Genomic DNA, 16,915 nt, shown 5'->3' on the forward strand with positions numbered 1-16,915 from the left:
CCCTTCCCGGCGACGGTGCTCGGTGGCGCGAAAGCACTATTGCACAGGATTTTCCCGCCGGACAAAGGCTTCGATCATTTCGAACCGTGACAGCGGGCCAAGCGACCGCTTAGTATGGGGACCGACCCCGAGGAGGCGGCCATGACCGAGTCCATTGTGGACGGCGTACGGTACGAACGGGACGGCGCGGTCGCCACCGTCACGTTCGACAAGCCCGAGCGCAGCAACGCGATGGACGTGCCGATGCAGGCCCGCTACGGCGCGGCCCTGCGGGAGGCGGAAGCGGACCCGGAGGTCCGCGCGGTCGTCGTCACCGGCGCGGGCAAGGCGTTCTGCCCGGGCGCCGACCTGGGGTTGCTGGACGGCATCGCCGCCGCCCCGCCGGCGGCCGGCGGCGGCCACGAGAACTTCCGCGACGTCCTCGCCGCGGCCACGGTGGACGTCCCGGTGATAGCGGCGATCAACGGCGGCTGCGCGGGGCTGGGGTTCGTGATCGCGTGCGCGGCGGACGTCCGCTTCGCGGCGGCGGGCGCCAAGTTCACCACGGCGTTCGCCCGCCGGGGCCTGATCGCCGAGTACGGCATCGCGAAGCTCCTCCCGGAGCTGATCGGCCCGGGCCGCGCCCGCGACCTGCTGCTCTCGGGCCGCACGTTCACCGCCGAGCAGGCGTTGGAGTACGGCTTGGTCCAGGAAGTCGTCCCGGCGGGCGAGCTGGCCCTGCGCGCCAACGCATACGCGACGGAACTGGCGACGCACAGCGCGCCGAGGTCCATGGCGGTGATGAAACAGCAGTTCACGCGGGAAGCGGCCCTGTCCTTGACGGAGTCGGCCCGCGAGGCGACGGCGTTGATGATCGACTCGTTCGGCCGTCCGGAGCTGGCCGAGGGGCTGGCGAGCTGGAACGAGCGCCGCGCCCCGAACTTCCCGCCCCACCCGGCGGGCTAGGCCGCCCGGTTTGCCTCGCAGCGCTTGAACAGGTAGTAGCCCACGACCTCGCCCTTGACTGCGGCTCACCACCTCCCGAAGTCCGTGAAGGCCTCCTTGAGGGACTCTATGTCCCTCAAGGAGGCCTTCACGGACTTTCGCTCAGGGTGTCAGCCGCGGGTCCAGCTCTGGGCCGTGCTCTGGTTGCAGTCGTAGATCTGCAGTTGCGTCCCGTCCACCGCGGTGCTGTTCGGGTCGTCCAGGCACCTGCCGGACTGCGGGTTCACCAGGGCTCCCGCCGCGCCCGCCTGCCACTTCTGGGCGCCCGAGCCGTTGCACTGCCACAGCTGGACCTTCGTGCCGTTCGCCGCGCCGCTGTTGCTGACGTCCAGGCAGCCGCCCTGGGCCTGCAGCGAACCGTCCGCTCCGGAGAACCACTTCTGCGCGCCGCTCGAGTTGCACGTGTACAGCTGCGCGTGCGTCCCGTTCGCCGTGCCGCTCGTGGCGACGTCCAGGCACTTGCCCGCGACACCCGAGGACACCGGGCCGATGTGCGGCAGCGTGCCCGAGTACGACGGCGGCGGGTTCGACGCCGCCCACGCCGTGTTCGCCGACGTCCCGAGGGTGAAGGCCAGCGTGCCGCCCGAAGTGATCGCCGACGTCGGGGCGTACGCGTTGTTCCACGCCCCGCCGTTCCACGTCGCGCTCTGGACGTACGGCGCGTTGTCCGCCGCCGCCGGGGCGTTCACCGTCAGTGTGTTGCCACTCGGCAGGCTGACCACCGCCTGGGTGAACAGCGGGCTCCCCAGCGCGAGGTCGGGCGTCCCCGGTGTCATCGGGTAGAAGCCCAGCGCGGAGAAGACGTACCACGCGCTCATCGCGCCGAGGTCGTCGTTGCCGGCCAGCCCGCCCGGCGCGTCCGTCCAGATCTGGTCCTGGACCTGGCGCACGACCTTCTGCGTCTTGTACGGCTGCCCGACGTAGTCGTACTCCCACGGCAGCTCGAGGCTCGGCTCGTTGCCGAGGTCGGCCTGGCTGCCGCCGCTGCCGTGGAACCCGGCCAGCACGCTGTCGAGGTAGCTGATCAGCGAGGCGTTGCCACCCCGTGCCGCGGCGAGCCCGGCGACGTTGAACGGCACCATGCCGGTGTACTGCCACGACGTGCCCTCGACGAAGTTCGAGCCGCTCGCCGGGTTGAAGCCGGCGGTCCAGCCGCCGCCGGCGTCCTTGGGCTGCATGAACCCGGTGGCCGGGTTGAAGGTGTTCTTCCAGTTCTGCGCGCGGCCGGCGTAGACGGCCTGGTTCGCGGTGTCCCCCAGCGCCCCGGCGAACGCCGAGAGCGCGAAGTCCGCCGTGTTGTACTCCAGCTGCGTCGAGACCGGGCCGTAGAAGTTGCAGCACTGGTAGGTGCCGTTGGCCGGCAGGTACCCCGGCGCGTTCAGGGCGTTGAGCCCGGGCCGGACGTTGTTGGCCGCGCTCGCCTCGTGCAACATCGCCTGCAACGCCGCCGACGTGTCGAAGTTCTTCGCGCCGAAGGCGTAGTAGCTCGCGAGGATCGCCGTGCCGGGGTCGCCCACCATCACGTACGTCTCGCCGTTGTTCTGCGCCCACTTCGGCAATCCGCCGCCCTGGGCGTAGTCGGCGATCATCGACTGCGCAATGTCACCGGTCTGCGCCGGTGCCACCAACGCGGTCAGTTGCGCTTGTGTCCGGTAGATGTCCCAGCCGGAGAAGTTGGCGTACTGCGCCGAGTGTCCACTCGCGACGGTGTGGACCTGGTTGTCGAAGCCGATGTACTGGCCGTTGCTGTCGGAGAAGACGTTGGGGTGCAACAGTGAGTGGTACAGCGCGGTGTAGAAGACGCGCTGCTGCGCCGTCGTGCCGCCGGCGACCTGGATCTTGCCGAGCATCGCGTTCCACGCGTTGTGCGCGGCGGTGTGGGTGGCGTTGAAGTCGAACGCGGGGATGTCCGCGGCCCGGTTCGCGACGGCGTTGGCCACCGAGACGTAGGAGACGCCGACCTTGGCCTGCACGGTCCGGTTGGTCGTCGTGTCGAACCGGACGTACGCGCTGCCCGGACCCGCCGCAGGGGCTGCGGCCGCGGCCTTCGGCTCGGCGCCGTGCAGCTTGTCCGGCGACACCTTGGGCGTCACGGCGGGCGCGGCGGCGGTGCCGCTGGTGCTGAACGGCCGGTCGAAGACCAGGTCGAAGTAGAGCGTGTAGGTGAACCCGGCGCCGCAGAAGTGACCGGACGTGACCGAACCGGACACCTCGGTCGGGCTGACCACGGTCCACGTCTGGTTCGAGGTGCCGTTCTGGCTGCCGTTGAGCTTGAAGAGCAGGTTCGCCTGGGACGTCGAGGGGAACGTGAACCGGCTGATCCCGGACCGCAGCGCGGTGGTCAGCTCGGTCTTGACACCGTTGTCGAGGCCCACGGAGTAGTACCCCGCGTCGGCGGTTTCGTTCGCGTGGGAAAAGGAGTCCGTCGCGCCGGTGTCGACCGCGCCGACCGTCGGCAGAATGGGGACGTCACCGTCGGCACCACAGCCCGGACCGGACAAATGCGTCAGACTGAAACCGGTGATCGAGGAATCCTTGTATTCGTACCCGCCGCCGTCCGGGCGGCTGGGTGTGTCGGGACTCCACTGCACCATGCCGAACGGCACGTCGGCGCCGGGGAAGTCGTCGGCGGCGTTGGACGTGCCGATGAAGGGATTCACCACGGACGCGGGATCGGCGACCAGCGTCGCCGCGGAAGCGGAAATCGGGATCAAGCCGGCCATGGCCAGCACGGAAGCGGCGGATAACCGCACGAGGGAACGCAAGACCATGTCACTTGTCCTTCGCCGTTGAGCACAAGTACTTGAGCTATGCGTTTCGAAACGGTCCTCGCGGGCTGACACCGTTGTCAACGGTCCGTGGTGATCCTGTCGCGTTCCGGACACGAGCGGGTGAAGCCGATGACTTTTCCGGCCGCGGGCCGTCAGTACCGAAGTCCGCGAAACCACCTGAAGGAGACAACATGGCGAAACTGCTCTACGGCTTCAGCATGTCGCTCGACGGCTTCCTCGCCGGTCCCGGCGGCGACATGTCCTGGCTGACCCCGTACCTGCGCCCCGACCCGGTGGTCGACGAGCTGATCCCGCGCATCGGCTCCCTGCTGGTCGGCCGGCGGACGTTCGGGGGCGACGACCCCCACCGCGGCGACCCGGAACGCGAGGGCAAGGCCTTCGGCGGCGGCTGGGAAGGGCCGCAGTTCGTGCTCACCCACCGGCCGGCCGCGCCGGTCCCGGACGTCACCTTCGTCGGTGACCTGCACGAAGCCGTCGACGCGGCGAAGGCGGCCGCGGGCGACAAGTACGTCAACGTCCTCGGCGCCGACGTCGCGCGCCAGTGCCTCGAAGCCGGGCTCCTGGACGAAATCCTGGCGATGCCCGTGCCGGTCCTGCTCGGCGACGGCGTCCGGATCTTCGACCACCCCGGCGGCACGACCGTCCCGCTCGAGGTGCTGGCGCCGAACTGGTACCGGGTCGTGAGTGTTTAGGGCGGTTAGAACCGCCCTAAACACTCACGACAAGCTGCGGCAGACCATCCACCGCGGCGTACCGGGTGGTCCGCTAGGGCCGCGTGCCGAAGGACGGGCGGCCCAGCAGCTTCGGGAGCACGGCGTAGGCGTCCGGCACCCAGTCGCACAGCCGGGCGCGGGTCTCGCGGGGGTCGATGACGTCCTCCACCGAGAACCGCTCGGCCGTGCGGAACGGCGAGCGGACGGCGTCGAGGCGGGCGCGGATCTCCTCGATCCGCGCCTCCCGGTCGTCGGCCGCGTCGAGTTCGGCGCGGTAGGCGGCTTCGATGCCGCCCTCGACGGGCAGCGAACCCCAGTCACCCGAGGGCCACGCCCAGCGCCGGACCAGGCGGTGCCGGTTGGTCTGGCCCGCGCCGCCGACGCCGAACACACGCCGCACGATCACCTCGGCCATCGGCACCCGCGCCTGGTAGACGGCGGTCACCGCGCGGGCGCCGTGGCGGATCGCGCCCGCGCGTTCGGCCGCCGCGCCGATCACCATGCCGGCCTGGTCGGTCAGCGAAACCAGCGGCAGGTGGAACGTCTCGCAGAGGTCGACCAGGCGCGTCATGACGTCGGCGCCCTCGGGCGTCAGCGTCGCGCCGCGGTACGGGTCGGTGGCCAGCACGCCGACCGGATGTCCGTTCAACCGCGCCAATCCCGCGTACGCCGAGCCGCCCGACACGGCGTAGTCGAACACCGAGCCGTCGTCGAAGACGCCCTCCAGCAACGGCCGCAGCCGGTACGGCTGACGCCGGTTGCGCGGGACGAGCGAGAGCAGCGCTTCGTCGCGCCGGCCCACCGGGTCCGAAGTGGACGTCACCGGTGGCAAGGAGTCCACAGAGGACGGCAAATATGACAGGAACTGCTTCAGCACCGCGAAAGCTTCGGCCTCGGACGACACGATCCGGTCCACCGCGCCGCTGCGACGGTGCACATCGGAACCGCCCAGTTCCTCCTTCGTGAGGTCCTCGCCCGTCGCGTGCTTCACGACCGGCGGCCCGGCGACGAACAGCTGCCCGGCCTCCTCGACGAGCACGCACAGGTGTGACATCACGGCCCGCGCGGCACCCAGCCCGGCCACCGGGCCGAGGCACGCCGCGACGACCGGCACCGTGGACAGGTTGTCCACCACCAGGTCCCAGCCCGGGTTGACCGGGACGTAGGTGAACCCGTGCTGCTCCAGCATCTTGACGCTGCCGCCACCGCCGGTGCCCTCGATCAGCCGCACCATCGGCAGGCGCAGCTCGTTCGCGAGCCGCTCGGCGTAGACCTGCTTCTCCATGATCGCCGCGTCGGCCGCGCCGCCCCGCACGGTGAAGTCGTCGCCGCCGATCGCGACGCGGCGCCCGTCGAGCCGAGCGGTGCCGATGATGAAGTTGGCCGGCGTGAACGACTCCAGCTCGCCGTCCACATAGGACGCCGTCCCGGCGAGCGCGCCGATCTCGTCGAAGGTGCCGGGGTCGGCGAGCGCCGCGATGCGTTCACGGACCGTGGAGCGCCCGGCCGCGTGCTGGCGGGCCACCTTCTCCGGCCCGCCCATCCGCTCGGCCAGCTCGCGCCGCCGCGCGATCTCGCCGACCTCCGGCTCCCAGGTCATGCGTCGCCGAGCGCCTGCTCGACCTTGCGCTGCAGCTTGTTCATCCCGCCGAGCCACCGGTCGGTCTCGGTGGCACGCGCGGCGTAGTAGCCGGCGACCTCGGGGTGCGGCAGCACCAGGAAGCGGTTCTCCTCGATCGCCTCGAACAGCGCGTCGGCGACCTGCTCGGGCTCGATCGCCGACGCGCCCATGAGCAGCTGCCCGGCGGTGCCGGTGCTCTCCAGCATCGCCGTGCGCACGCCCTGCGGGCAGATCGCCTGCACGGTGAGGCCGCGGTGGCGGTAGGTCGCCGACAGGTACTCGGCGAACGCCAGCGCGCCGTGCTTGGTCACCGAGTACGGCGCCGAGCCGAGGCTGGTGAGCAGCCCGGCGGCGGAGACTGTCGCGATGAAGTGGCCCTTGCCGCGCTCGAGCCAAGCGGGCAGCAGCAGGTTGGCCGCGCGGACGTGCGCCATCACGTTGACGTCCCAGGTGCGCGCCCAGACCTCCTCGGGGCTTTCCGCGCCGCCGAAGGGCGCGATCCCGGCGTTGGCGCAGAAGATGTCGATCTCGCCGAGGGTCTCCCGCGCGCTCTCGACCAGCTTCGCGACGCCGTCGACGCTCGCGACGTCGCCGACGAACGCCGTCGCGCCGATCTCGGCCGCGACCTCGGTGACCTTGTCGCCGTCGAGGTCCGCGACGACGACCTGGGCGCCGTCGGCGACGAACCGGCGGGCCAGCGTGGCCCCGATACCGCCGCCGCCCCCGGTGACGACAACGCCGGTCACAGGCCACCACCCAGGGTGACGCCGCCGTCGAGGACCACGGTCTGGCCGGTGATCCAGCTCGCGTCGTCGGACAGCAGGAACGCCACCGCGCCCGCGATGTCGGACGGCAGGCCGAGCCGCTTCATCGGGTACGCCGAGGCGACCTCCTCCTCGCGGCCTTCGTACAGGGCGGTCGCGAACTTGGTCTTGACGACGGCCGGGGCGACGGCGTTGACCCGGATCTTCGGGCCCAGCTCGGCGCCGAGCTCGACGGTCAGCCGGATCAGCGCGGCCTTGCTCACGCCGTACATCCCGATGCCCGGCGAGGCGCCGAGGCCGGCGACGGAAGCGACGTTGACGACGGCGCCGCCGTGCTCGCCCATCCACGCGTCGCGGGCGCGCTTGGTCCAGCCGAGCGGCGCGAGCACGTTGACCCCGAGGATCTTGGCCGCGGCGCCCGGGTCGATGTCGAGCGTCGGGCCGTAGACCGGGTTGATGCCGGTGTTGTTGACCAGGTAGTCGAGCCGGCCGAAGGTCTCGATCGTCTTCGCGACGGCCTCGTCCTGGTGGTCGGTGTCGTCGGACTTGCCGGGCACGAACATGGCGACGTCCGGGCCACCCAGGGAGCTGACCGCCTCTTCCAGGGCTTCGGGCTTGCGCGCGGTGATGCAGACCTTGGCCCCGCGCTCGACGAGCGTCTTCGCGATGCCGAGGCCGATGCCCCGGCTGGCCCCGGTGACGATCGCGACGCGATCCTTGAACGAGTTCACGGCAGGGTGTCTCCTTCGACGGTTGCCCGGAACATACTAAGCGGTCGGTTGCTGGTGCCATTATGCGCGATCCGCCCGCGGCCTCAAGACCGCGCGCGTCACACGCGGGGCGTCAGCTCAGCTCGTAGTGCACCAGTTGCGCGCCGCCGGTCGCGTAGTTGGCGACGTCCGCGGAGACCGCCTTGCCTTCCTCCGACCCCAGGGCGGCGGCCATGGCCTCGGCCGACTCGAAGTCGCCGTGGAAGACCGCGAAGTACGGGCTGGCCCCGCCCAGGCCCTCGACGTCGAAGGCGTGCTGCATCCGGACGAGCCCGGGGAGCTTCGCCGCCAGCGGCAGGTGGACGCGGACGTAGTGGTCCCGGAAGTGCGCGGGATCGGTGGGAGCGGGGTAGAGCACGGTGAGCCGGTGCACGAGCAGTCCTTTCGGCGACGACGAGGCGGTCCGCCGAGCGGGACCCGCGACCGGACCGTCTCCCGGACAGTAGCGGAGGACCACCCACCGGGCCCGCCGGTTCCCGTCGTCGCCGAGCGATCGATCCGGCACCCCTGGCGCGGCCCGCGGTCATCGGACCGCTTCCGGCTCGCCGCGTGTACCGATCGGGCCCCCTGGCGCGGCCCCACGTCATGCCGCCAAGCCGGCGTTCGCCCGAGCTTCTACTCCGGCTGCTCGGACCGTCTACAGCGGACTCGGTCCGACATCGCCGAACGCGCCCCCGCGGCAAGAACATCGTCCGGCACGTCCTGGTGTCGACCGCGGCCGGGACCCGGGTGGGTTCTCCCGCACCGTCTCGGTAGTCATGCCGGTAGGTATTCACCGATAAGTCGCTGGTGTGCAACGGCTCTGCCAGTACCTCGCCACCATCCCGCCTCACCCTCACGGGTGGCTGCACAGGCGAGCGCCGTGACGTAGGGTGCCTTTCACCATGATCGAATAACCACATCGCCAGCAGACTCCGAGTGCGGTGAGCCCTTATGCAGCAAGCCATTCTCATCGGCCCGGACACCATCAACCGCGCGGCGGTCGCCGCACTGCTCGCCCGTGCCTACGACTTCGACCCGCATCGGGTGTTCGACTTCGAGCAGATCCCTCTCGCCCGCGCCGCACTCACCGACCGGGACACGCTCGTCTTCGTCCTCTACCCCGCCGAAACCGACCGCCACTGCCGGCCGGAGCCCGGCGATTCCGAAGCGATCGAGCACCACAACCTGATCTTCCTCGTGACGTCCTTGTCCAGTCACGACGCCCAGAACATTCTTTCCCACAAACCACGGGGCGTGGTCTTCCTGGACGAAGGCGTCACCCACCTCCACGACGTCATCGACACCGTCGAAGAGGGACGCCGAGCCGTCAGCAACAGCCTGGCCCTGTCCGCCTGGGCGGCCAAAGAGTGTCCGCTGACCCCGCGGGAACGTGAGGTACTGACCGCTGCCGCCGCCGGAAGCCCGCCCAAAGAGGTCGCCACCGCACTCGGGCTGGCGACCGGGACCGTCCGCAACCACCTGGCCGCGATCCAGAGCAAACTGCGCACCCGTTCTCTCGTGGACAGCATCCGCGTGGCACAGGACGCGGGCTGGATCACCTGACTCGCCCACGACCGACGCACGGGGGACAACGCCGGGACCTCGGGGCGTCGCACGCGTGGATCGCCTGCGGCACAAAGCTCTCGATCGCCGCTCTCCGCACGGACCGGCCTCGCACCGAGGCCCGTTGCGCCTCTCGGCAGAGCAATTCCCGGCGTTACAGCGCCTCGGCAGGCCAGGACCGTGGCGCGGTCGCCGGCAACGTCGGGGTGGAGAGGCCACGGTCTCCGGGGCCGGCCGGGCGTAGCCGGTTGGCCCGGCCCACCACCACCGCCGACACCAACGCGACCAACGTCACCACCACCAGTAACACCACCAAGGACCAGCGGTATTCGGTCGTCATCGAGTCTCACCCCCCGGGAGACGTCCAGCCTACGCCGGTCGCACTCACCACCGGGCCGGCAGACCGGACCGGGTTCGGGTGAGCGGGCCGCCGCCCGGGCTACCGGGTTCTGCGGGTGACGAGCCGCTGCAGGACGATGAAGACGAACAGGAGGGCCCCGGTGATGATCGAGGTCCACCAGGAGTTGAGGGTGCCGTCGAAGGTGATCAGCGTCTGGATGATGCCCAGGACCATGATCCCGAGCACGGTGCCCAGCACGTAACCGGAGCCGCCGGTCAGGATGGTGCCGCCGATGACCACCGCGGCGATCGCCGTGAGCTCCAGGCCGACTCCGTTGAGCGGGTCGCCGGAAGACTTGTACAGCACCAGCAGCAGCCCGCCGAGCGCCGAGCAGAAGCCGCTGATCGTGTACACCGCGATCTTCGTGCGGCCGGTCTTGAGACCCATCAGCATCGCGGACTGCGCGTTGCCGCCGATCGAGTAGACGGTGCGCCCGAAGCGGGTGAACGCCAGCACGTAGACCGCGACCGCGACGACGACCAGGGCCACGACCACGCTGATCGAGATGTGCAGCTCCCCGCCCAAGGGGATCTGCGTCTGGGCGAGGGTGGCGATCGTCGGGTTGTCGATCGAGTACGCCTCCGTGCTGATCGTGTAGCAGAGCCCGCGGGCGAAGAACATCCCGATCAGCGTCGCGATGAACGGCTGGATCTCGAAGAAGTGGATGAGCGCGCCCATTCCGGCGCCGAGCAGCGCGCCGACCACCAGCACCACCGCGATCGCCGCGTACGCGGGCCACCCGTGCTTCTGCATCAGGTCGCCGGAGACCACTGTGGACAGTGCGACCACGGACCCGACGGACAGGTCGATGCCGCCGGTGAGGATCACGAACGTCATCCCGACGGCGACCACGAGCAGGAAGGCGTTGTTGATGAACAGGTCGAGCACGACCTGCCCGGACCCGAACGCCTCGTAGCTCGACGCGCCGAAGACGTAGGCCCCGACGAGCAGCGCCATCGTGGCGAGGATCGGCAGGTGCCGTTGCTTCGGCCGGTAACCGCGGACACGGTCCAGGGTCGTCATGCCGTGACCTCCACCTTCTCCGGAGCGGGTGCGGGGGCCGGCTGCCCGGGCCGGGGTGTCCGGCGGCGCCGGAGCTTGCGGCGGAACGCGGGCGATTGCAGCAGGCACACCGCGAGCACGACCACGGCCTTGAACAGCATGATCGCCTCGGGCGGGATGCCGAGGGCGTAGACGGTGGTGGTGAGCGTCTGGATGAGCAGGGCGCCGATCACCGCGCCGCCCACGGAGAACCGGCCCCCGGTCAGCTGGGTGCCGCCGACGACGACGGCGAGGATCGCGTCGAGCTCGATGAACAGCCCGGCGTGGTTGGCGTCGGCGCTGTGCACGTTCGCGCTGATCATCAGCCCGGCGATGCCCGCGCACAGCGCGCAGAAGACGTAGACGAGCCAGGTCAGCCGGGCCGAGCGGAGGCCGGCCAGCCGGCTGGCCTCCGGGTTGCCGCCGACGGCCTCGACGAGCAGGCCGAGAGCCGAGCGGCGGACCAGCAGCGACGCGAGCACGAACACGGCCAGCGCGATGAGGATCGCGCTCGGCAGGGTCAGCACGAACCCGCTGCCGATCCATTCGTACGGCGCCGAGGTGATGGTGATGATCTGGCCGCCGGAGATCAGCTGCGCGATCCCCCGCCCGGCGACCATCAGGATGAGCGTGGCGATGATCGGCTGGATGCCCAGGGCGGCGACGAGCCAGCCGTTCCACGCCCCGAGCACCAGCGACAGCCCGAGCGCGAGGCCGACCGCGACGAGTGTCGCGCCCACGCCGCCGGGGTGCTCGGCGATCCACAGGCAGGCGAGCGAACCGCTGATCGCGACGACCGCGCCCACCGAGAGGTCGATGCCGCGGGTGGCGATGACGAGCGTCATGCCGATCGCGATGAGGATCAGCGGGGCGCCGTTCTTCAGGATGTCGATGAGGTTCCCGTAGAGGTGACCGTCGCGCAGTTCGATCGAGAAGAACGCCGGGCTCGCGACGAGGTCGCCTGCCAGCAGGGCCAGCAACGCCACGACGGGCCAGAAGAGCCGGCGTTTCGCCAATCCGGTCAACGCGGTCATGCCTGCACCCCTTCGGCCATCGTGGCCATGACGTCGTCGGCGGTGAGCCCTTGGTTTTCCCGTTGCGCCACCACTTTCCGATCGCGCAGCACCACGACGCGGTGGCTCAGCCGGAGCACCTCGTCCAGCTCGGCGGAGATGTACACGAGGGCCATCCCGTCGGCCGAGAGCTGGGTGACCAGCCGCTGGATCTCGGTCTTGGCGCCGATGTCGATGCCGCGGGTCGGCTCGTCGAGGATGAGCAGCCGCGGCTCGGTGACGAGCCAGCGGGCCAGCAGCACCTTCTGCTGGTTGCCGCCGGACAGCGTGCCGACCAGCGCCTCGGGGTCGGCGGGGCGGATGTCGAGCGTTTCGATGTACTTCCGGGCGATCTCGTCCTGGCGGCGCCGGGTCAGCGGCCGCGCCCAGCCGCGGGAGGCCTGCAGCGCGAGGACGACGTTCTCCCGGACGGTCAGGTCCTCGACCAGGCCTTCGGTCTTGCGGTTCTCCGAGCAGAACGCGATCCGGTGGTCGAGACCGGCACGCGGGGTCCGCAGCGGGGTGACGCGGCCGTCGATCTTCACCGAACCGCTGTCGGCGTGGTCGGCGCCGAAGAGCAGCCGGGCGAGCTCGGTGCGCCCGGAGCCGAGCAGCCCGGCCAGCCCGACGACCTCGCCGGCGTGGATGTCCAGCGTGAACGGCTCGACGCCCCCTTGGCGGCCGAGGTCTTCGGCCGCCAGCAGCACCGGCGCGTCCGCGACTTCGGCCCGGCTCGGCCCGGAGTCCTCGAGCGTTTCGAGGACCCGCAGCTCCTTGCCGATCATCTTGGTGACCAGCTCGACGGGCGTGATCTCCGCGGTGCGGTACTCGCCGATCAGCTTTCCGTTGCGCAGCACGGTCATCCGGTCGGCGATCGCGAAGACCTGATCGATGAAGTGGGAGACGAACAGGATCGCCATGCCTTCGGCGCGCAGCGAGCGCACCACCGTCAGCAGCCGTTCGACCTCGCCGGCGTCCAGACTGGACGTCGGCTCGTCGAGCACCAGGATCCGCGCTTCGACGTCGAGGGCGCGGGCGATCGCGACGAGCTGCTGCACGGCGATCGAGCAGGTGCTCAGCTCGGCCGAGACGTCCACGTGGACGTCCAGCCGCGCGAGGAGCTCCTCGGCCCGCCGCCGCATCGGGCCCCACTGGATGCGGCCGAAGCGGCGGGGTTCCCGGCCGAGGCAGACGTTCTCCGCCACCGACAGGTTCGGGCAGAGGTTGACCTCCTGGTAGACCGTGCTGACGCCGGCCCGCTGGGCCTCGCCGGGGCCGCCGAAGGAGACAGCGGTCCCGGCGAGCGTGATCGAGCCCGCGTCCACCCCGTGCACGCCGGTGAGCACCTTGATCAGCGTCGACTTCCCGGCGCCGTTCTCCCCCATCAGCGCGTGGACCTCGCCCGGGAACAGGCGGAAGCCGACGTCGTCGAGGGCGGTGACACCGGGGAACTCCTTGCGGATCCCGGTCATGACGAGGATTTCGGCGGGCATCGCGACACCCCTCAGTACTGGCGCTGCGGCAGCGCGGCCTTCGCCGACGCCTGGTCGAACTCGGTCTCCTGGGTCTCGATCCGCTCGGGCACCTGCTCCCCCGCGTTGACCTTCTTGACCAGGTCCATCAGCTGCGGGCCGAGCAGCGGGTTGCACTCGACGACGTGGTTGATCTTGCCGTCGGCCAGCGCCTGGAGGGCGTCCTTCACGCCGTCGACCGAGACGATCTTGATGTCCTTGCCCGGCACCTTGCCCGCCGCCTGAATGGCCTCGATGGCACCGAGGGCCATGTCGTCGTTGTGCGCGTAGAGCACGTCGATCTTCGGCTGGGACTTGAGGAAGGCCTCCATGACCTCCTTGCCCTTCGCGCGGGTGAACTCACCGGTCTGCGAGGCGACGATCTTGTACTTCGGGTCGGCGGCGATGACGTCCCCGAAACCCTTCTTGCGGTCGTTGGCCGGGGCCGAGCCGGTGGTGCCCTGCAGCTCGACGATGTTCACCTGGCCGGTGGCGCTGCCGTACTCCTTGGTCAGCCACTCCCCCGCCTTCTTGCCCTCGGCGATGAAGTCCGAGCCGAGGAAGGTCTTGTAGAGCGTCTTGTCCGGCGAGTCGATCGCCCGGTCGGTGAGGATGACCGGGATCTTCGCCGTCTTCGCCTCCTTGAGCACGGTCTCCCACCCCGACTCGACCACCGGCGAGAAGGCGATGACCTTGACCTTCTGCTGGATGTACGAGCGGATCGCGGCGATCTGGTTCTCCTGCTTCTGCTGCGCGTCGGAGAACTTGAGCTCGATCCCGGCGGTCTTGGCCGACTCCTGGATGGACTTGGTGTTCGCGGTCCGCCAGCCGCTCTCGGCGCCCACCTGGGCGAAGCCGAGCGTGACGGCCCCGCCGGTGGTTCCCGTGCCGCTACCGCTGCCGCTACCGCCACCGCAGGCGGTGAGCAGGACCAGTCCGGCCGCCGCGGCCGCCGCGGCGGCCCATCGCTTCTTCAGCACGTGCACTCCTCGATCGACAGTGATCTTTGCTGTTAGCGTTAACAGTCTGCGAGACGAAGACCCGCTGGCGCGGAGCCGTCGGCCCGGCCGGCCACCCTCATTGGGCCGGCCGGTGGAGATGCCTCCGCCACCAAGCAGTCTCTCCCTGCATTCACGTGACCCCCATCACTCTTTCGGGTGGCGACGGGGAGTCAGTGTTAGCGATAACACCAATCCGGTCAAGTCCGGCCGCGGTAACGGTCTCGTCACATACCACCGCGGCTGCCGCACCTGGCCGAACCCGAGACGGGCCCGCCCGCTCGAACCGGGATCAGCGGCCGGCGGGATGCTTGCGGTTGAAGTGCGGAGGTGCGTAGCTCAGGTAGCGGCCCGCGGTTCCGTCCGCGGCCGACGCCAGCCGGTTGAGCGTGCCCGGCGAGGTGTCGGGCCAGTACCCGGTCCGCGGCCGGTCGATCGCCACCTGCTGCTCACCCGCGGTGTAGGTGCAATGCCCCGCGGTCTGGACGTACGTCTGCCGCAGCAGCGACTCATCACCCGACCGGCGGACCAGAGCGCCGTAGGACTGCCGCTGAGCCACGGTCGAGATCTGGTCACCCGTGCCCGTTGACCGTGAGCACCGGGACCCGCAGATCTCCGGTGGACACGATGCCCGCTCCAGGTACACGACGGCCGCGGGATCGGCGGCCACGCGAGGCTCGGCAGCGAGCCGGCCCAGGTCGGCACGCAAGTCCAGGCCCGCCCGCCGGTACAGCCGCCCGGCGTTCTGCTGGCTCGGCGCCGCCATCGAGAGCTGACGCGCGTAGTCCACCCCCGTGTTCCACGACGGGCTGCCACCGGCTACCTGCTCGATCGCCCACCGGCTGCTGACCGCCAGCGCCAAGAACATCCGTGCACACCGTGTCGACCTTCTGGTTCGACTGACCCACTGCACCGCCGAGACCGCCGCACATCGGGACGGCCGCGTCGAACCGGCCCGGATGCACCTGCGCCACCCCCGGCCGCGACCATTCCGCCCATCGAGCGGCCTCCGGCGATCGCGTACCGGGCCCGGCCGAACGCGGCTTCGAAGCGGTCCAGCGCGGCGGTCTGGTTGTCGATGGTCCGCGCGATGTTCCAGCCGGTGACCGTGCGGGTGGTGCCGCCCACCGCGTAACCGCGGGCCAGGAGGCCCGCCGTCAGCGGGTTCGCCAGGACGACCGCGGCGAAGTCGCGAGGGTGTACGGCGTGCCGTCGGTCAACTGCCCGTCGACGCACCTCGCCGCGTCCGGGCAGGGCGTTCCGGGCTCCGCCGCCCGGGCCTCCGCCGCCCGGGCGGTCACGGGTAAGGCGGCGGAGACCACAGTCGTGGCCGCCATGGTGATCCTGGTACCCATGAACCGCTCCTGTCAGAGGCGACGCGCGTTACCGCGGCGTGGCCGAGTTGAAGACCGGCTTCGGCACCGACACCTGGTTGAGGCCCCAGCGGGACATGATCCCGACGTACGTGCCGTCCTGGAAGAGCTCTTCGAACACCTGCTGCAGCACCGGGCCCAGCTTCGAGGACTTGGGGACGTACAACGCCAGGTCGTCTTTCGACGCCCCCTGCGCTTCGGTCTGGGTGACGTACTTGGTCCCGCCCTGCTTCTGCGTCACGTCGATCGCCGCGGCCTCCGTCATGCCCGCGGCGTCGGCGCGGCCCGAGCGGGTGGCCAGCAGCGTGGCGTTGGTGTCGTCGAGACCGACGGTCTGCGTGGCCTGGTGTTTGCCCTGCGTGCAGAAGTGGGACAGCTTGTTCAGCTGCTCCTCCACGACGCTGGCGGTCACCACCGCGATGCGCTTGCCGCAGAGGTCTTCGACCCGCGCGATCCCCGCTGTCGAATCCGCGGGGAACACGTAGGCCGTCCGGGTGGTCATCCAGGTGATCGTGTCGAACTGCTTCTCGCGCTCGGCGGTGGCCTTGACCGGGCCGTTGAACGCGTCGTACCGGTCGCTCAGCATGCCCTGCAGCGCGGCCGGCAACCCGTTGACGATCACGGTCTGCGTCCGGACGCCGAGCACCTGCCCGATCGCGGCCTGGAAGTCGGCGTCGATCCCGGTGACCGTCCCGTCCGGCGCGACCGTGCGATAGGGCGGGTGGGAGTCACCGGCGAACCGGATCACCCCGGCGTCCTTGATCGCCTGCGGCAGCGCGTCGTGCAGGGACTGCACCACCGCGAGGTTCGTCGCGGTCGCCAGGCTCGGGGAGCTGCTTCCCACCGTGCATCCGGTGGTGACCAGCCCGAGAGCGGCGATCGCGAGGATCGTTCTTCGGCTTCTTCGGCTTCGTCGGCGAAGGGGTGATCGCATAGGACGTCTTCCTTGGCAGTGATCGGCTCTCGAACTCGCGTCCGGGGACGAGACCCCGGACACAATAGGTTGCTGACGCGGCGGCGATCGTTGCATAATCTGTCGCCTTGTTCAACCCCGCCCCGTCACGGCAGCGACATCGGCGGTAGCGATCCGGCCGCCGTGTTCCCCTTCGAGGGTGGAATGCCAACTCCCTGCCGGACGATCGTGCACAAAACTGGACCCGATGAGGTCCGGCTGCCGGGTGGACGCACGCGGCGCGGCCAAGTCGGGACGAACGAAGACCTGTCGCAATCGGGTGAACTCCTGCACCCACCCGCCGTCCACCGCCACGCGAGTCGAAACTCGACCGAAACTCTTTGCCCCACAACAAACAACCGTGTTCTCCTGCACCCAACGGACGAACATCATCAGCAC

At 70.1% G+C, this 16,915-nt stretch carries 16 protein-coding genes; 3 read left to right on the top strand and 13 right to left on the bottom strand.

Features of this window, described 5'->3' with window-relative positions; genetic code table 11:
- Window positions 1-141: 141 nt before the first annotated feature.
- Window positions 142-945 carry an enoyl-CoA hydratase-related protein gene (locus OG494_RS20475; RefSeq protein ID WP_328458059.1) on the top strand — a complete coding sequence of 268 codons (804 nt, stop codon included), beginning with the start codon at window positions 142-144 and terminating at the stop codon, window positions 943-945.
- A 149-nt stretch (window positions 946-1,094) separates the two neighbouring features.
- Here the strand turns inward: OG494_RS20475 and OG494_RS20480 are convergent, their stop codons facing one another.
- Window positions 1,095-3,755: a lectin gene (locus OG494_RS20480; protein ID WP_328458060.1), complete on the bottom strand. Its 2,661-nt coding sequence runs from the start codon at window positions 3,753-3,755 to the stop codon at window positions 1,095-1,097.
- A gap of 191 nt (window positions 3,756-3,946) precedes the next feature.
- Between OG494_RS20480 and OG494_RS20485 the strand changes: the two genes are divergently transcribed.
- A complete protein-coding gene (locus OG494_RS20485; RefSeq protein ID WP_328458061.1) occupies window positions 3,947-4,468 on the top strand; it encodes a dihydrofolate reductase family protein in 522 nt (173 codons plus the stop codon).
- Between the two features lie 73 nt (window positions 4,469-4,541).
- On the opposite strand, the gene OG494_RS20490 is transcribed toward OG494_RS20485, so the two are convergent.
- From OG494_RS20490 to OG494_RS20505, 4 genes are all read right to left on the bottom strand, one after another.
- A complete protein-coding gene (locus tag OG494_RS20490) occupies window positions 4,542-6,089 on the bottom strand; it encodes an acyl-CoA carboxylase subunit beta (protein WP_328458063.1) in 1,548 nt (515 codons plus the stop codon).
- Window positions 6,086-6,856: an SDR family oxidoreductase gene (locus OG494_RS20495; RefSeq protein WP_328458065.1), complete on the bottom strand. Its 771-nt coding sequence runs from the start codon at window positions 6,854-6,856 to the stop codon at window positions 6,086-6,088. The genes OG494_RS20490 and OG494_RS20495 overlap by 4 nt, the downstream gene beginning before the upstream one ends.
- Window positions 6,853-7,605, bottom strand: a complete 753-nt coding sequence (locus OG494_RS20500; protein ID WP_328458067.1) for an SDR family oxidoreductase — start codon at window positions 7,603-7,605, stop codon at window positions 6,853-6,855. Before OG494_RS20500 ends, OG494_RS20495 begins: the two co-directional genes overlap by 4 nt.
- Before the next feature lie 112 nt (window positions 7,606-7,717).
- Window positions 7,718-8,017 (bottom strand): EthD family reductase, encoded by a 300-nt coding sequence (locus tag OG494_RS20505; RefSeq protein ID WP_328458069.1) that lies wholly within the window; start codon window positions 8,015-8,017, stop codon window positions 7,718-7,720.
- Window positions 8,018-8,577: 560 nt separating this feature from the next.
- On the opposite strand from OG494_RS20505, the gene OG494_RS20510 reads away from it, so the two are divergent.
- Window positions 8,578-9,189, top strand: coding sequence for a helix-turn-helix transcriptional regulator (locus tag OG494_RS20510; protein ID WP_328458071.1), 612 nt, complete (start codon window positions 8,578-8,580; stop codon window positions 9,187-9,189).
- A 154-nt stretch (window positions 9,190-9,343) separates the two neighbouring features.
- Here the strand turns inward: OG494_RS20510 and OG494_RS20515 are convergent, their stop codons facing one another.
- The 8 genes from OG494_RS20515 to OG494_RS20550 all read right to left on the bottom strand — a co-directional run bounded on the left by OG494_RS20515 (window position 9,344) and on the right by OG494_RS20550 (window position 16,408).
- On the bottom strand, window positions 9,344-9,529 hold the full coding sequence (locus OG494_RS20515) for a hypothetical protein (protein ID WP_328458073.1): 186 nt from the start codon (window positions 9,527-9,529) through the stop codon (window positions 9,344-9,346).
- Window positions 9,530-9,628: 99 nt separating this feature from the next.
- A complete protein-coding gene (gene yjfF / locus OG494_RS20520) occupies window positions 9,629-10,612 on the bottom strand; it encodes a galactofuranose ABC transporter, permease protein YjfF (RefSeq protein WP_328458075.1) in 984 nt (327 codons plus the stop codon).
- Window positions 10,609-11,664, bottom strand: coding sequence for an ABC transporter permease (locus OG494_RS20525; RefSeq protein ID WP_328458077.1), 1,056 nt, complete (start codon window positions 11,662-11,664; stop codon window positions 10,609-10,611). The genes yjfF and OG494_RS20525 overlap by 4 nt, the downstream gene beginning before the upstream one ends.
- Window positions 11,661-13,175, bottom strand: coding sequence for a sugar ABC transporter ATP-binding protein (locus OG494_RS20530; protein ID WP_328458079.1), 1,515 nt, complete (start codon window positions 13,173-13,175; stop codon window positions 11,661-11,663). The genes OG494_RS20525 and OG494_RS20530 overlap by 4 nt, the downstream gene beginning before the upstream one ends.
- A gap of 11 nt (window positions 13,176-13,186) precedes the next feature.
- Window positions 13,187-14,179, bottom strand: coding sequence for an ABC transporter substrate-binding protein (locus OG494_RS20535; protein ID WP_328458081.1), 993 nt, complete (start codon window positions 14,177-14,179; stop codon window positions 13,187-13,189).
- Between the two features lie 304 nt (window positions 14,180-14,483).
- Complete coding sequence (locus OG494_RS20540; protein ID WP_328458083.1) at window positions 14,484-15,059, bottom strand: hypothetical protein; 576 nt, start codon at window positions 15,057-15,059, stop codon at window positions 14,484-14,486.
- A gap of 289 nt (window positions 15,060-15,348) precedes the next feature.
- Window positions 15,349-15,546, bottom strand: a complete 198-nt coding sequence (locus OG494_RS20545) for a hypothetical protein (protein ID WP_328458085.1) — start codon at window positions 15,544-15,546, stop codon at window positions 15,349-15,351.
- Window positions 15,547-15,574: 28 nt separating this feature from the next.
- Window positions 15,575-16,408: a transporter substrate-binding domain-containing protein gene (locus OG494_RS20550; RefSeq protein ID WP_328458086.1), complete on the bottom strand. Its 834-nt coding sequence runs from the start codon at window positions 16,406-16,408 to the stop codon at window positions 15,575-15,577.
- Window positions 16,409-16,915 lie beyond the last annotated feature (507 nt).

The sequence above is a fragment of the Amycolatopsis sp. NBC_00438 genome (genome assembly GCF_036026695.1).
GTDB lineage: Bacteria > Actinomycetota > Actinomycetes > Mycobacteriales > Pseudonocardiaceae > Amycolatopsis.

What these genes read in the sequence shown, in the direction of transcription:
- OG494_RS20475 (WP_328458059.1), top strand. Translation starts at nt 142, where the DNA reads ATGACCGAGTCCATTGTGGACGGCGTACGGTACGAACGGGACGGCGCG.
- OG494_RS20480 (WP_328458060.1), bottom strand. Translation starts at nt 3,755, where the DNA reads ATGGTCTTGCGTTCCCTCGTGCGGTTATCCGCCGCTTCCGTGCTGGCC.
- OG494_RS20485 (WP_328458061.1), top strand. Translation starts at nt 3,947, where the DNA reads ATGGCGAAACTGCTCTACGGCTTCAGCATGTCGCTCGACGGCTTCCTC.
- OG494_RS20490 (WP_328458063.1), bottom strand. Translation starts at nt 6,089, where the DNA reads ATGACCTGGGAGCCGGAGGTCGGCGAGATCGCGCGGCGGCGCGAGCTG.
- OG494_RS20510 (WP_328458071.1), top strand. Translation starts at nt 8,578, where the DNA reads ATGCAGCAAGCCATTCTCATCGGCCCGGACACCATCAACCGCGCGGCG.
- OG494_RS20515 (WP_328458073.1), bottom strand. Translation starts at nt 9,529, where the DNA reads ATGACGACCGAATACCGCTGGTCCTTGGTGGTGTTACTGGTGGTGGTG.
- yjfF (WP_328458075.1), bottom strand. Translation starts at nt 10,612, where the DNA reads ATGACGACCCTGGACCGTGTCCGCGGTTACCGGCCGAAGCAACGGCAC.
- OG494_RS20525 (WP_328458077.1), bottom strand. Translation starts at nt 11,664, where the DNA reads ATGACCGCGTTGACCGGATTGGCGAAACGCCGGCTCTTCTGGCCCGTC.
- OG494_RS20530 (WP_328458079.1), bottom strand. Translation starts at nt 13,175, where the DNA reads ATGCCCGCCGAAATCCTCGTCATGACCGGGATCCGCAAGGAGTTCCCC.
- OG494_RS20540 (WP_328458083.1), bottom strand. Translation starts at nt 15,059, where the DNA reads ATGTTCTTGGCGCTGGCGGTCAGCAGCCGGTGGGCGATCGAGCAGGTA.
- OG494_RS20545 (WP_328458085.1), bottom strand. Translation starts at nt 15,546, where the DNA reads ATGGGTACCAGGATCACCATGGCGGCCACGACTGTGGTCTCCGCCGCC.